Raw genomic sequence first — 13,186 nt, forward strand, 5'->3', positions numbered from 1 at the left:
GATCCGTTTGGTCCATCGGAGGTAATCGGTGGGATCATGGGCCACGGAGAGCACCCCACCCCATGATTCGCATTGCCATCGTCGACGACCACCCCATGGTGCGTGCCGGACTGCGTCAGTTCTTCGCCGACCAGCCGGATTTTTCCGTCGTGGGCGAAGCCGCCAACGGCCGTGAGGCACTGGACATCGTGCGCCGTGGCGAGCTGGATGTCATCCTCATGGACATCGCCATGCCGGACCACGGCGGCGTCGATGCGCTGGCCGCGATCAAGGCCCGTGCGCCCGATCTGCCGGTGCTGATCCTCAGCGGTTTCCCGGAAGCACACTACGCCACCACGCTGCTGCGCCAGGGCGCCAGCGGTTACCTGAACAAGGACTGCGACCCCGAGGACATCGTCAAGGCAATCCGCACCGTCTGCCGTGGCCGCAAGTACATCACCGCCGGCGTGGCCGAACAGCTCGCCGAGGGCCTCGGCCGGGGCGACGACAAACCGCTGCACGAACACCTCTCCGAGCGCGAGCTGCAGGTATTCCTGCGCCTGGCCGCCGGCGAGACCATCGGCCACCTTGCGGAGAGCCTGTCGCTCAGCGTCAAGACCGTCAGCACCTACCGCAGCCGGGTGATGGAGAAGATGCAGCTGGCCTCCAACAGCGACCTGACCTACTACGCGCTCAAGAATGGCCTGATTCAGTAGCCACCAGCAGCCGGGTGCAATAGGCGATCAGCGCGTCAATGTCATAGGACTTGTCGAACACCCGGTCGGCGCCCAGCGCCAGGCACTTGCGGCGCATGTCCGGCGTCGTGTAGTTGCTCAGCACCACCAGCGTGCGGCGCGGCAACTGGTCCTGAAGTGCCCGCAGCACGCCCAGACCGGAACCGCCCTTCAGGAAGATGTCAACGATCACCAGCTCCGCCGTGTGGTGTGGCGTGGTCAGCCACTGCACCGCTGTCGCTTCGTCCTCGGCCACGCCGACCACCTCGGCCGGCACCAGCTCTTCGAGCGTGGCGATGAGGTTCTCGCGGATTACCCGACTGTCTTCGACGATGTAGGTCTTGAGCGGAGGCGAAGGCATGGAGGGACGGCGCGCGGGGCAAGGAAGATCCGCGCCGAGCTTACGTGCAATCTCGCGCAGCCACCATCCGGCGGAACGACCATTGCGCTGTCGGACAACGCCTACGCACGCACGACTTCAGACCGCCAGCTTGTCGGGCAACAACCGGTCGTACTCGCGCTTGACCACGGCGTAGCACTCGCAGGTGCGCGTCTCCAGTGCCGGTCGGTCCAGTACCGTGATGCGCCCGCGCGCATAGCGGATCAGCCCGGTCGACTGCAGCTTGAGCGCCGCCTCGGTCACGCCCTCGCGGCGCACGCCGAGCATGTTGGCAATCAGCTCCTGGGTCATCACCAGCTCGCTGCCCGAGAGCCGGTCCAGGCTCAGCAGCAGCCAGCGGCAGAGCTGCTGGTCGAGCGAGTGGTGGCGGTTGCACACCGCGGTCTGCGCCATCTGGGTGATCAGCGCCTGGGTGTAGCGCAGCAGCAAGTGCATCACCGGCCCGGCGCGGTCGAACTCATCCTTCATCAGCGCTGCCCTGAGCCGGAAGCCGGCCCCGGCGCTCTGCACCACGGCACGGCTCGGCGTGGAATCGCCGCCCATGAACAGCGAGATGCCCACCAGCCCCTCGTTGCCGACGACGGCGATTTCCGCCGAGGCACCGTTTTCCATCACGTACAGCAGCGAGACGATCGCGGTGGTCGGAAAGTACACATGGCTCAGCGTGCGGCCGGACTCGTAGAGCACCTGTCCCAGCGGCATGTCGATCCACTCAAGCTGAGGCAGCCAACGTCCCAGCTCGGCGGTCGGCAAGGCGGCCAGCAGATGGTTCAGGCTCGGATCGGAGGGATTGGACATCGGTAGAGGGTTCCGAGACAGATCGGGACTGGGGCCTGCAATGGCAGCGGCCAGACAGGTTAGGGCCCGTGAACTATAGGCGGCGGACGTGATTTGCATTGTTCGTTACCGCACAGACAGTGGTCCGGCCACCACCTAGGTTGGCGAAAACCCTGCCCCCAAGGAACCCAATGTATCTTTTCACGCTGGAACACAGCAAGACCGCTTACCAGACCGATGCGGTGCTTTACAGCGCCGCGGTGGTGGCTTTGGCGTCCCTGCTGCTGCTGGCCGGACCCCGGGCGCACTGGCTGGGCTTGTCCGCCTGTGTGCTGGTCGGCGCAGTGGCCTGGACCGCAATGGAGTACGGAGCGCACCGCTTCGTGCTGCACAGCATTGCCCCGTTCAGCCGCTGGCACACCGCGCACCACGAACGCCCTTCGGCGCTGATCTGCGCACCGACGGTGGTGAGCGCGGGGCTGATCGGCGGGCTGGTGTTCCTGCCGACGTGGTGGGCCTTCGGCTTGTGGCCCGCGGCGGCGCTGACCCAGGGCGTGCTGATTGGTTACCTTTTTTACACCGTCACCCACCACGCCATCCACCACTGGCGTGCCAGGGGTCCGTGGCTGAAGGAGCGCAAACGCTGGCACGCCCTGCACCACCGCCGCGGCGAGTGGCCCGCGTACTACGGCGTGACCACGTCGTTCTGGGACCACGTGTTCGGCACCGTACAGACCGTCAATCCCAGCGCCCATACAACAGATCCTTCGCACAGAACCACGCTCTGAAGGACGACCATGAGAACAATGCACGACATGCGCACTTTGACCAAGCTGGCCACGCTGATGCTGGCCGGATTCGGCGCCCTGAGCGCAGCCCCTGCGCTGGCCCAGCTCCGCGCAGCCCCCTACGCCTACGGCGGCCTGTCGGTCGGACAATCCCGCGCCAAGGTCGATGAAAACCGCATCGCCGCCAGCCAGCTCGGCCTCGGCCTGACCACCTCCAGCGTCACCAGCGACGAAACCGACACTGCCTACCGCGTGTTCGGCGGCTACCAGTTCAGCCGTAACTTCGGTCTGGAAGCCGGTTTCTTCGACCTCGGCAAGTTCGGCCTGAACGCCACCACCGTGCCCGCAGGCAGCCTCATCGGCGAGATCAAGAACCAGGGCGCCCACCTGGACCTCGTCGGCACCTTGCCCGTGACGGATCGCCTGTCCGTGCTGGGCCGCATCGGTGCGCACTACGCCAAGACCCGCGGCAACTTCCGCGGCACCGGTGCCGTCACCCCGCTCAACCCGATCCCGAGCGCCCGCGAAACCAACGCCAAGCTCGGCGTCGGGCTGCAGTACGCCATCAACCCCTCCTTCCTTGTGCGCGGCGAGGTCGAGCGTTACCAGGTCAACGACTCGGTCGGACACCGGGGCGGCGTGAACGTGGTGTCGATGAGCGTCGTCTTTCCCTTCGGCCGGGCACCCGAACCGATGAAGATGGCCGCGGCACCCGAGCCCGCCTATGTGGCGCCGGAACCCGCGCCAATGGTCGCCGCCGCACCGCCCCCGCCGCCGGAACCGGCCCCGGTCATCGTGGCCGCTCCAGTGGCGCCGCCCGCCCCACCGCCGCGCAGCCGCGTGAGCTTCTCGGCCGAGTCGCTGTTCAATTTCGACCAGTCGAACGTGCAGCCCGAAGGACGCGCAGCACTCGACAAGTTCGCCAGCGACCTGTCCGGAACGCAGTACGAGACGATCAGCGTCGAAGGCCATACCGACCGCCTCGGCAAGCCGGCCTACAACCAGAAGCTCTCGCTGGATCGCACCAACGCCGTCAAGGACCACCTGGTGACCACCGGGCGCATCGACCCTGCCAAGATCACGGCCACCGGCAAGGGCGAGTCCACCCCGGTCACCAAGCCGGGTGACTGCAAGGGCACCCGCCAGACGCCGGCCCTCGTCACCTGCCTGCAGCCGGACCGGCGTGTCGAGATCGAAGTGACCGGCACACGCTGATCACCCACTGAACCTGAGGATTCCCCATGACATTCCCCACTCCCCATCGTGCCTCCGACACCCCGTTCGCCGTCAACGTGGAACAAGGCAAGGACTACTGGTGGTGCGCCTGCGGCCTGAGCCAGTCGCAGCCCTTCTGCGATGGCTCGCACAAGGCAGGGGGCGTCTTCACCCCTGTCCAGTACACGGCGGAGGCCACCGCGACGGTCTACTTCTGCGGCTGCAAGGCCACCGGACACGCGCCGCTGTGCGACGGCTCGCACAAGAAAGCAGTGCTGTAACGCAGGCGATCCGTCCGGCTCGCCGCGTCTCAACCCGCGGTCGGCGGGTTGCGGGGCGGGTGGAGCGCGGTCAGCAGAGCAAGCTGCTCCTTCTGCAGCGCCAGCAGTTCATCCCACTGGTGCATGCGCAGCGTGTCGACCTTCTCGTGCAGCAGCATGATCTCCAGCTCGGCCTTGAGGTTGATCTCGTAGTCGTGCTCGGCGGTGATGCGGTCCTTCTGCGACTGGCGGTTCTGGGACATCAGGATGATCGGCGCCTGGATCGCCGCCAGCATCGACAGGAACAGGTTGAGCAGGATGTAGGGATAGGGGTCGAAGGTCGATCCACGGCGCACCAGCAGGTAGGCATTGACGGCCACCCACCCGAACATCACCGCCGCGAACAGCCCGACGAAGGTCCACGAGCCTCCGAACTTAGCCACCGCGTCGGCGGCGCGCATGCCACGGGTGGCGTGTTCCTCGTCCAGATCGGCCGAGGCGCTGTGGGCCATGCGCAGGCGCTCGGCGACATGGCGGGCCACCTTCTGCGTGCGCGGGTCGAGGTGGGCGTAGGGCTTGCCAAGAAACTTGGCAGCGATTTCTTCGTGGGAGTGGTGGCGTGCAGACATCGGGTGTTCGGCTCCTTCAAACCTTATCATCGCCCAGCCAGACCGAGCAATAGCAGCAAGACCCAGCAAGGAGAGGTGACACCATGGACCACGGATACGGCATCGAGACCCACGCCCGGCACGCACAGACACCACTGCGGCCGGCGGCCCGCTATCTGGTGGTGATCGAGTCGGCCGGCAGTGTCCTGGCCCGGCTGTTTCTCGACACGCGGGTGCAAGTGGCCGAGTTTGATGCCAGCACGGAGGAAACCGGCTCGATGACGCATGGACTCACCCCGGTGCAGGGCGCGGCAGGCGCGGAATGGGACAGCGCCCTGGCCGGCCACAGCACGACCGAGCGTGCGGCCGCAACGGTCTACACCTTGAGCGTTTAGGCGTTTGGCAGCCGCTACGGCGTGCGCGCCGGGCCGATCATCGCCCGCGCATCGACCCACAGGTCGAACTCTGCCCCGCTGACCCCACCCACCGCCAGCGCCGCTGTGCGCAAGTCCAGCCCGTTCTGGTGCGCATGCTTGGCGATCAGCGCCGCCCGGTCATAGCCGATGTGCGGCGCCAGCGCGGTGACCAGCATCAGCGAGCGGTGCAGCAATTCGTCCACGCGCGCCGCGTTCACCGCCAAGCCTTCGACGCAGTGCGCCGAGAAGCTCGCCATCGTGTCGCCCAGCAGGCGCAGGCTGTCGAGCACGTCGTGGGCGATCAGCGGCTTGTAGACGTTCAGCTCGAACTGGCCCTGGCTGGCGGCGATGCCGATCGCCACGTCGTGGCCCATCACCTGCGCGCAGACCATGGTGAGCGCCTCGACCTGGGTCGGGTTGACCTTGCCGGGCATGATCGAGCTACCGGGTTCGTTTTCGGGCAACTGCAGCTCGCCCAGCCCGGCCCGCGGCCCGCTGCCCATCAGGCGAAGGTCGTTGGCGATCTTGTTCAGCGCGATCGCCAGCATCCGCAGCGCCCCATGCAGCCCCACCAGCGCCTCGTGCCCGGCCATCGCGGCAAAGCGGTTGTCGGCGACGACAAACGGCGCGCCCAGCCGCGCCGCCAGCACCGCCGCCACCCGGGCGCCGAACTCGGGATGCGTGTTCAGCCCCGTGCCGACCGCGGTGCCGCCGATCGCCAGCGCGTGGACCGCCGGCAGCGCGTGGTGCAGCGCCGCTTCGGCCAGCGCGAGTTGCGCGTCGTAGCCGCCGAACTCCTGCCCGAGCGTCACGGGCGTGGCGTCCTGCAGGTGGGTGCGGCCGATCTTGACCGTGTCGCGGAACGCCTCGGCCTTGTCCTGCAGCGCACCACGCAGGCGGGTCAGCGCGGCCATCAGCGGACGCACCTGCACCACGGTCGCGACGTGCATCGCCGTCGGGAACACATCGTTGGACGACTGGCCAAGGTTGACGTGGTCATTCGGGTGGACGCGCCGGTCGGTGCCAAGCGCGCCGCCCAGCGCCAGCGAGGCCAGGCTGGCAATGACCTCGTTGGCGTTCATGTTGCTCTGCGTGCCCGAGCCGGTCTGCCAGACCGAGAGCGGGAACTCGGCATCGAACTCGCCCGCCGCGACCCGCGCCGCCGCCGCCGCGATGGCCTCGGCCCGTGGCCCATCCAGCAGGCCGAGCGTGTGGTTCACCTCCGCCGCTGCCCGCTTGATGTCGGCCAGGGCGTGGACCACGGCCAGCGGCATGCGCTGCTCGCCGATGGCGAAGAAGCGCCGGCTGCGCTCGGTCTGGGCGCCCCACAAGGCCCGCGCTGGCACCTCGATGGGACCGAAGGTGTCGGATTCCGTGCGGGTGGTCATGGCGGAAGCCCTGGGAGTGGAGTGCGCCGATTGTGGCGCGGACGGCCTCAACCGCCCAGGGCCTTGAACAGTCCGACCCGGTTCACCTGCTCGGCCAGCCGCGTCTGCACCAGCGCCTGTTCGGCCGCCAGCAGGCTGCGCTCGGCGTCGAGCCGCTCCAGCACATTCGCCGCGCCGTTCGTGTAGCGCAGCTCGGTCAGCCGGGCGATCTCGCGGGCGGCGTCGAGCTGCTGGCGCTGGGCGTCGAGCTGTTCGCGCCAGCTCGACAGGCCCGCCAGCGCATCGGCCGTCTCGCGGAAAGCGGACTGCACGGCCTTTTCATACTGCGCCACCGCGATGTCCCGGTTCACCTTGGCGACGTTCAGGTTCGCCTGGTTGCGGCCCGAGTCGAAGATCGCCGCCAGCGCCGACGCGCTCAGCGACCACGCGAAGTTGCCCGCCTGGAACAGGTCGCTCAGGCGGCTGCCGGCCTGGCCCGCGCTGCCGGTGAGCGACAGGCGCGGGAAGAACGCGGCCCGCGCCACGCCGATGTTGGCGCTGGCGGCGATGAGGGACTGCTCGGCCTGGATCACGTCCGGGCGCTGCAGCAGGACGTCGGATGCCAGCCCGACCGGCACCGCCGCAAGCGCACCCGCACCCGCACCCGCATCGGCCACCGGCAGCAGCTCCGCAGACACTGGCCCGCCCGTCAGCAGCGCCAGCGCATTCAGGTCCAGCTCGCGCTGGCGGCGCAGTTGCACCTGCGTGTTGCGGGCCTGGGCGACGAGGCTCTGCGCGGTCTGCAGCTCCAGCGCCGCTGCGGCGCCGACATCGAAGCGCAGCTTGGCGAGCTTCAGGCTGGCCTCGCGGCTGGCCAGCGTGCGCTCGGCGACCGAGAGCAGCTCGGCGTCCGCGCCCAGCGTCAGCCAGCCGGAGACCACCGCGCTGACCAGCGCCAGCTCCGCGCTGCGGCGGCCGGCTTCGGTGGCGAGCACCTGTGCCTGCGCGGCGTCACCGAGGTTGGCGATGCGGCCGAACAGGTCCAGCTCCCAGGCGGTGACCTGCACGCCCGCGGTGTAGCTCTGCACCTGCCGGCCCGTCGAGGCATTGGGCGTGGCCGAAGCGATCAAGCCAGCGTTGACGGTCGGCAGCCGATCCGCCCGCGCCACGCCAAGCTGCGCTTCGGCACGCTGCACGTTGAGCACGGCCACCCGCAGATCACGGTTCTGCGCCAGCGCCTGCTCCACCAGCCGCGCCAGCGCAGGCGACTGCACAAACGCCTTCCAGCCCAGCGGCGTCACCGCCCCTGTCGCGGCCGACGCCGCCGCCTCTGCGGGCAGCGGCAGTTGGGCCGGAATCGGCGCGGCCGGGCGCTCATGGCGCGGCGCGAGGTTGGTGCAGCCGGCCAGCATCAGCGCGGCCACGGCAAATTCGATGCTTCTCAGCGCCCTGTTCATGCTTGGTCCTTCAGCAGATCCGCCACCGCGTCGGTCGAAGGCGACGACAGCGCCGTGCTGTGCGGCGCCACATGGCCACCGGGGAAAATCCTGCGCACGACGACGTAGAACACCGGCACGAAGAACACCGCCAGCACCGTCGCCGCGATCATCCCGCCCATCACGCCCGTGCCGATCGCCCGCTGGCTGGCCGAGCCGGCGCCCGTCGCGATCGCCAGCGGCAGCACGCCGAGGATGAACGCGAACGAGGTCATCAGGATCGGCCGGAAGCGCAGGTGACAGGCTTCGAGCGTGGCCGCGAGCAGCCCCTTGCCCTCGGCCTGCAAGTCCTTGGCAAACTCGATGATCAGGATCGCGTTCTTCGCCGACAGGCCGATCACGGTGATCAGCCCGACCTTGAAGTACACGTCGTTCGGCATGTCGCGCAGGTTCACCCCCACCAGCGAGCCGAGCACCCCGAGCGGCACCACCAGCAGCACCGCCAGCGGGATGCTCCAGCTTTCATACAGCGCCGCCAGACACAGGAACACCGCCAGCATCGAGAACGCCAGCAGGACCGTCGCCTGCGAGCCGGAGAGCTTTTCCTCGCGGGACGCACCGGTCCACTCGAAGGAAAAACCCGGCGGCAGTTGCGCGACGAGGCGCTCCATCTCGACCATGGCCTCGCCCGTGCTGTGACCGGGCGCCGCGTCGCCGCCGAGCTTCATCGCCGGGTAGCCGTTGTAGCGCACCGTCTGCATCGGCCCGGTCACCCAGGCCACGGTCGAAAACGCCGACAGCGGCACCTGCTGCCCCCGCGTGTTGGGCACCTGGAGCTTCAGCAAGTCCTCGGGCTGCATCCGCGCCGTGGCATCGGCCTGCACGATGACGCGCTGCAGGCGGCCCTGGTTCGGGAAGTCGTTGGCGTAGGCCGAGCCCATCGCCGTCGCCAGCACGCCGTTGATGGCATCTAAGCTCACCCCTTGCGCATAGGCGCGCTCGCGGTCGATGTCCAGCCGAAGCTGTGGCGCGTCCTCCAGCCCGTCCGGGCGCACGCCGGCGATCACCTTGCTGTCGCGCGCCATGCCGAGCAACTGGTTGCGTGCGGCCACCAGCGCCTCGCGGGACTGGCCGGCGCGGTCCTGCAAGCGGAAGTTGAAGCCGGTTGCCGTGCCGAGTTCGGGGATCGGCGGCGGACTCAGCGGGAACACGAAGCCATCGCGCACCGCCATCAGCGCACCGAACGCCCGCCCCGCCACCGCCTGCGCGGAATGGGCGGGGCCGACGCGCTCCTTCCAGTCCTTGAGCGTGATGAAGCCCAACGCGGCGTTCTGCCCCTGGCCGGAGAAGCTGAACCCGAGCACGGTCGTCACCTTGTCCACCTCGGGCTGCTGCATGAAGAACCCTTCGACCTGCTGCAGCACGGCGCGGGTGCGCTCGGCGGTCGCGCCCGGAGGGAGCTGCACGTTGACCAGCAGATAGCCCTGGTCCTCGTTCGGCAGGAAGGACGTGGGCAGCCGCTGGTACAGCAGACCGACCGCGCCCAGGATCACCGCGAAGATCACCAGATACCGCGCCGCGTGGCGGATCACCACGGCGACCCAGCCCTCGTAGCCCTTGGCGGTGCGGCGGAACGTGCGGTTGAACGCGCCGAAGAAGCCGCGCTTCTCGTGGTGGCCTGGATCGACCGGCTTCAGGAACGTCGCGCACAGGGCTGGCGTCAGCGTCAGCGCCATCAGGGCCGAAAACGCCATCGACGCCACCAGCGACAGCGAGAACTGCCGGTAGATGTTGCCCACCGAGCCGCTGAAAAACGCCATCGGCACGAACACGCTCATCAGCACCACGGTGATGCCGATGACCGCGCCCGTGATCTGGCCCATCGCCTTGACGGTGGCGTCCCGCGGGCTGAGTCCTTCCTCGGCCATGATCCGCTCGACGTTCTCGACCACGACGATGGCGTCGTCCACCAGGATGCCGATCGCCAGCACCATGCCGAACATCGTCAGCACGTTGATCGAGAACCCCGCCAGCAGCATCACGCCGAAGGTGCCCAGCAAGGCGACCGGCACCACGATGGTCGGGATCAGCGTGTAGCGCAGGTTCTGCAGGAACAGCAGCATCACCAGGAACACCAGCGCGATCGCCTCGGCCAGCGTCTTGACCACCTGCTCGATGGAGATGCGGACAAAGCGCGAGGTGTCGTAGGGGATCTCGAAGGCCACGCCCTCGGGGAAGCTGCGGCTGAGTTCTTCCATGCGCTCGCGGATCGCGGTCGCGGTGCCGAGCGCGTTGCCGGTCGGCGAGAGCTGCACGCCGACGCCAGTCGAAGGCACGCCGTTCAGCCGCGCCGAGGTGGCGTAGCTCTGCGCACCCAGCTCGATGCGGGCCACGTCGCGCAGCCGCACCGACGAGCCGTCCGCATTCGCCCGCAGCACGATCGCCCCGAAGGCGTCCACGCTCTCCAGTTGGCCGTTGACGACGACCGTGGCGCTCATGGTCTGGCCGGCGATGTGCGGCAGCTCGCCGATCGAGCCGGCGGAGACCTGCGCGTTCTGGGCGCGGATGGCGTTGTTCACGTCGTTGGGCGACAGGCCCAGCCCGGCGAGCTTGGCCGGATCGATCCAGACGCGCATCGCCCGCTCGGTGCCGAAGAGCTGCGCCTGCCCGACACCAGCCACGCGTTGCAGCTCGGGCACGATGTTGCGTGCCGCGTAGTCGCCGAGCGCGATCGGGTCGTAGGCCGGGTTCTTGGACGTGACCGAGACGAACATCAGGAAGTTCGAGCGCGCCTTGTCCACCCGCACGCCCTGCTGCACCACCGACGCCGGCAACCGGGGCGAGGCGCGGCTCAGGCGGTTCTGCACCTCGACCTGCGCGAGTTCGACATTCGTCCCCGGCTCGAAGGTGACGGTGATGGCGCCCGTGCCGTTGGCCTGGGCGGTGGATTCCATGTAGATCATGCCGGGCGCGCCGTTCATCTCGCGCTCGATGACGGCGAGCACGGCGCTTTCCAAGACCTGCGGCGATGCGCCCGGATAGGCGGCGTTGATGACCAGGGACGGTGGCGCGACGGTCGGGTACTGCGCGATCGGCAGCCGCGTGATGGACACCGCGCCGAGCACGAGGATGAACAGCGCGATCACCCAGGCGAAGATCGGGCGGTCGATGAAGAAGCGGGAGGACATGCGGGTTCCTTCCGGTTCAGCGGCTGGCGGCCGACGCGGGTGCGGACGCTGGTGCTGGTTTGCCACCCGGCGTCCACGGCACCGGCGTGACCGGCGACTTCGGGCGCATCTTCTGGAAGCCATCGACGATGACCTGCTCGCCCGCCTTCAGCCCGTCGAGCACGACCCACGCGCTGCCATTCGCGCCGCCGATCTTCACCGGGCGCGGCGCGGGCATGTTCCCCTCGCCGACCACCATCACGGTGTCGCCGGTCGAGCCGCGGGTGACGGCCTGCTGCGGGATCAGGACGCCGCTGTCGGTCTGGGCCTGCGCCACGCGGACCTTCACGTACAGCCCCGGCAGGAGCGTGCCTTCCGGGTTCGGCACCTCGGCGCGCAGCGTCACCTGACCGGAGGTGGCGTCCACCGTCAGGTCGGAGAACAGCAGCTTGCCCGGATGCGGGTATTCGGTGCCGTCGTCCAGCACCAGCCGCACCTCGGCGCCCGTCCCGCCCGCCCGCTTGAACTGGCCGGACTCGAACGCCCGGCGCAGGCGCAAGGCTTCGGACGCCGGCTGCGTGAAGTTGACGTAGAGGCGGTCCACCTGCTGGATCAGCGCCATCTGCGTCGCCTCGCCCTGGCCGACCAGCGCGCCTTCGGTGACGAGGGCACGGCCGATGCGCCCGCCGATCGGGGCGCGCACTGCGGCGTAGTCCACGTTCAGCTTCGCGCTCTGCACGGCGGCCTTGGCCGTGGCGAGATCGGCCTGGGCCTGTTTCACCGCCGTCTGCGCGGCGACCCATTCGGTCTGGCTGATGGCCTTGGCGGCGGCGAGCGGCTCGTTGCGGGTCAGCGTGGCCTGGGACTGCGCGAGGTTGGCGTCGGCCTTGACCACGGCGGCGGCGGCGCTGTCGAGGGTGTTGCGGTAGGGGGCGGCGTCGAGCTGGAACAGCGACTGGCCGGCCTTGACCTCGGCGCCTTCGGTGAACAGCCGCTGCTGCACGATGCCGGCGACGCGGGCGCGGACCTGCGCGGTGCGCCACGCCTCCAGCCGGCCGGGCAGCTCGGCGCGGATCGCCACCGACTGCGGCTGCACGGTGACCACGCCGACCTGTGGCGGTGGCGGGGCCTTGGCTGCAGCGGGTCCGGCCGGAGACGCAGCGCCAGGGCCTGAGGCGGCGGCGCTCCCGGAGGACGCTCCGCCGCCACACGCCACCAGGGACGCCGCTAAGGCCAGGGTGGCCAGTCCGGCGGTGGTGCGGCGCACCGAAGTCGAGTCGAGTTTGTGGTGCATGTCCGTGTTTTCGCAGAGGAACGCTTGAATCGGGAACGATGGTGGGCATCTTACATACACTCACGGATGTATGTTGTCTGGAGCGTAAACACAGTGGCACGACGCACGAAGGAAGACGCCGCGAGCACGCGGGAGCACCTGCTGGACACGGCCGAGGTCGTGTTCCTGCGCGAGGGCGTGGCGCGCACGTCGCTGCAGCGGATCGCGGACGCGGCGGGGCTGACGCGGGGGGCGATCTACTGGCACTTCAAGGACAAGGTGGAGGTGTTCAACGCGATGATGGAGCGGGTGCGCCTGCCCTGCGAAGCAGCGCACGACGCGCAGGCGCAGAGCCTCACGCAAGAGACGGACCCGGTCGAGGCGCTGCGGGCGTTCGCGTGGGTGCCGATGGCGCGGATGCTGGACGACGAGCGCACGCGGCGGGTGTTCACCATCGCGATCCACTGCACGGAATACAGCGACGAGATGCGGCCGGTGCTGGAGCGGCATCTGGCGGCGATGGAGGATTTCCGGGGCCGCACCGAGCGGATGATCGCGGGCGGTCAGGCGCGGGGGGTGTTCGATGCGGGGGTGGATGCGCGGGCGGCGTCGGTCGGGTTCATGGCGCTGGTCGATGGGTTGCTGTCGCGGGCGACGCTGGGGGCGGTCGAGGTGGGGGATGTGGGGGGGTAGCGGGGGGGGATGGAGGTGTTTGTGCGGGGGTGGCAGCAGCCGAATACGTGAATTTTTTGAGACTTTTTGTAGT

General features: G+C 68.8%; 13 protein-coding genes. 6 read left to right on the forward strand and 7 right to left on the reverse strand.

The features are described from left to right. Positions 1-62: 62 nt before the first annotated feature. Entirely contained in the window at positions 63-695 is a 633-nt protein-coding gene (locus RMP06_RS13010) for a response regulator (protein WP_310462205.1), read from the forward strand. On the opposite strand, the gene RMP06_RS13015 is transcribed toward RMP06_RS13010, so the two are convergent. Continuing rightward, entirely contained in the window at positions 673-1,074 is a 402-nt protein-coding gene (locus RMP06_RS13015; RefSeq protein ID WP_310462206.1) for a response regulator transcription factor, read from the reverse strand. The genes RMP06_RS13010 and RMP06_RS13015 overlap by 23 nt on opposite strands. A gap of 117 nt (positions 1,075-1,191) precedes the next feature. After that, positions 1,192-1,911, reverse strand: coding sequence for a Crp/Fnr family transcriptional regulator (locus tag RMP06_RS13020; RefSeq protein WP_310462207.1), 720 nt, complete (start codon positions 1,909-1,911; stop codon positions 1,192-1,194). 170 nt (positions 1,912-2,081) lie between these two features. On the opposite strand from RMP06_RS13020, the gene RMP06_RS13025 reads away from it, so the two are divergent. From RMP06_RS13025 to RMP06_RS13035, 3 genes are read left to right on the forward strand one after another with little or no spacing between them, the layout of a single operon-like run. After that, positions 2,082-2,678, forward strand: a complete 597-nt coding sequence (locus tag RMP06_RS13025; RefSeq protein WP_310462208.1) for a sterol desaturase family protein — start codon at positions 2,082-2,084, stop codon at positions 2,676-2,678. Positions 2,679-2,705: 27 nt separating this feature from the next. Beyond that, entirely contained in the window at positions 2,706-3,893 is a 1,188-nt protein-coding gene (locus RMP06_RS13030) for an OmpA family protein (RefSeq protein WP_310462209.1), read from the forward strand. A 26-nt stretch (positions 3,894-3,919) separates the two neighbouring features. Next, positions 3,920-4,174, forward strand: coding sequence for a CDGSH iron-sulfur domain-containing protein (locus RMP06_RS13035; RefSeq protein ID WP_310462210.1), 255 nt, complete (start codon positions 3,920-3,922; stop codon positions 4,172-4,174). Positions 4,175-4,203: 29 nt separating this feature from the next. Here RMP06_RS13035 and RMP06_RS13040 read toward each other — a convergent pair whose 3' ends face one another. Further along, positions 4,204-4,782: a DUF1003 domain-containing protein gene (locus RMP06_RS13040; protein ID WP_310462211.1), complete on the reverse strand. Its 579-nt coding sequence runs from the start codon at positions 4,780-4,782 to the stop codon at positions 4,204-4,206. 83 nt (positions 4,783-4,865) lie between these two features. Here RMP06_RS13040 and RMP06_RS13045 point away from each other — a divergent pair, with 83 nt between their 5' ends. Next, the gene (locus RMP06_RS13045) at positions 4,866-5,156 is read left to right on the forward strand and encodes a hypothetical protein (RefSeq protein WP_310462212.1); all 291 of its coding nucleotides are present in this window, start codon (positions 4,866-4,868) and stop codon (positions 5,154-5,156) included. 14 nt (positions 5,157-5,170) lie between these two features. Here RMP06_RS13045 and fumC read toward each other — a convergent pair whose 3' ends face one another. Genes fumC through RMP06_RS13065 form a run of 4 tightly spaced genes read right to left on the reverse strand, consistent with a single transcriptional unit; the run spans position 5,171 to position 12,441 of the window. After that, complete coding sequence (gene fumC, locus RMP06_RS13050) at positions 5,171-6,565, reverse strand: class II fumarate hydratase (protein ID WP_310462213.1); 1,395 nt, start codon at positions 6,563-6,565, stop codon at positions 5,171-5,173. 47 nt (positions 6,566-6,612) lie between these two features. After that, positions 6,613-8,001 carry an efflux transporter outer membrane subunit gene (locus RMP06_RS13055; protein ID WP_310462214.1) on the reverse strand — a complete coding sequence of 463 codons (1,389 nt, stop codon included), beginning with the start codon at positions 7,999-8,001 and terminating at the stop codon, positions 6,613-6,615. Then, complete coding sequence (locus tag RMP06_RS13060) at positions 7,998-11,168, reverse strand: efflux RND transporter permease subunit (RefSeq protein WP_310462215.1); 3,171 nt, start codon at positions 11,166-11,168, stop codon at positions 7,998-8,000. The genes RMP06_RS13055 and RMP06_RS13060 overlap by 4 nt, the downstream gene beginning before the upstream one ends. A 16-nt stretch (positions 11,169-11,184) precedes the next feature. Further along, positions 11,185-12,441: an efflux RND transporter periplasmic adaptor subunit gene (locus RMP06_RS13065; protein ID WP_310462216.1), complete on the reverse strand. Its 1,257-nt coding sequence runs from the start codon at positions 12,439-12,441 to the stop codon at positions 11,185-11,187. 93 nt (positions 12,442-12,534) lie between these two features. On the opposite strand from RMP06_RS13065, the gene RMP06_RS13070 reads away from it, so the two are divergent. Next, positions 12,535-13,113, forward strand: a complete 579-nt coding sequence (locus RMP06_RS13070; protein WP_310462217.1) for a TetR family transcriptional regulator — start codon at positions 12,535-12,537, stop codon at positions 13,111-13,113. The last annotated feature ends 73 nt before the right edge of the window (positions 13,114-13,186 follow it).

This window comes from Sphaerotilus sp., assembly GCF_031429695.1.
Lineage (GTDB): Bacteria > Pseudomonadota > Gammaproteobacteria > Burkholderiales > Burkholderiaceae_C > Sphaerotilus.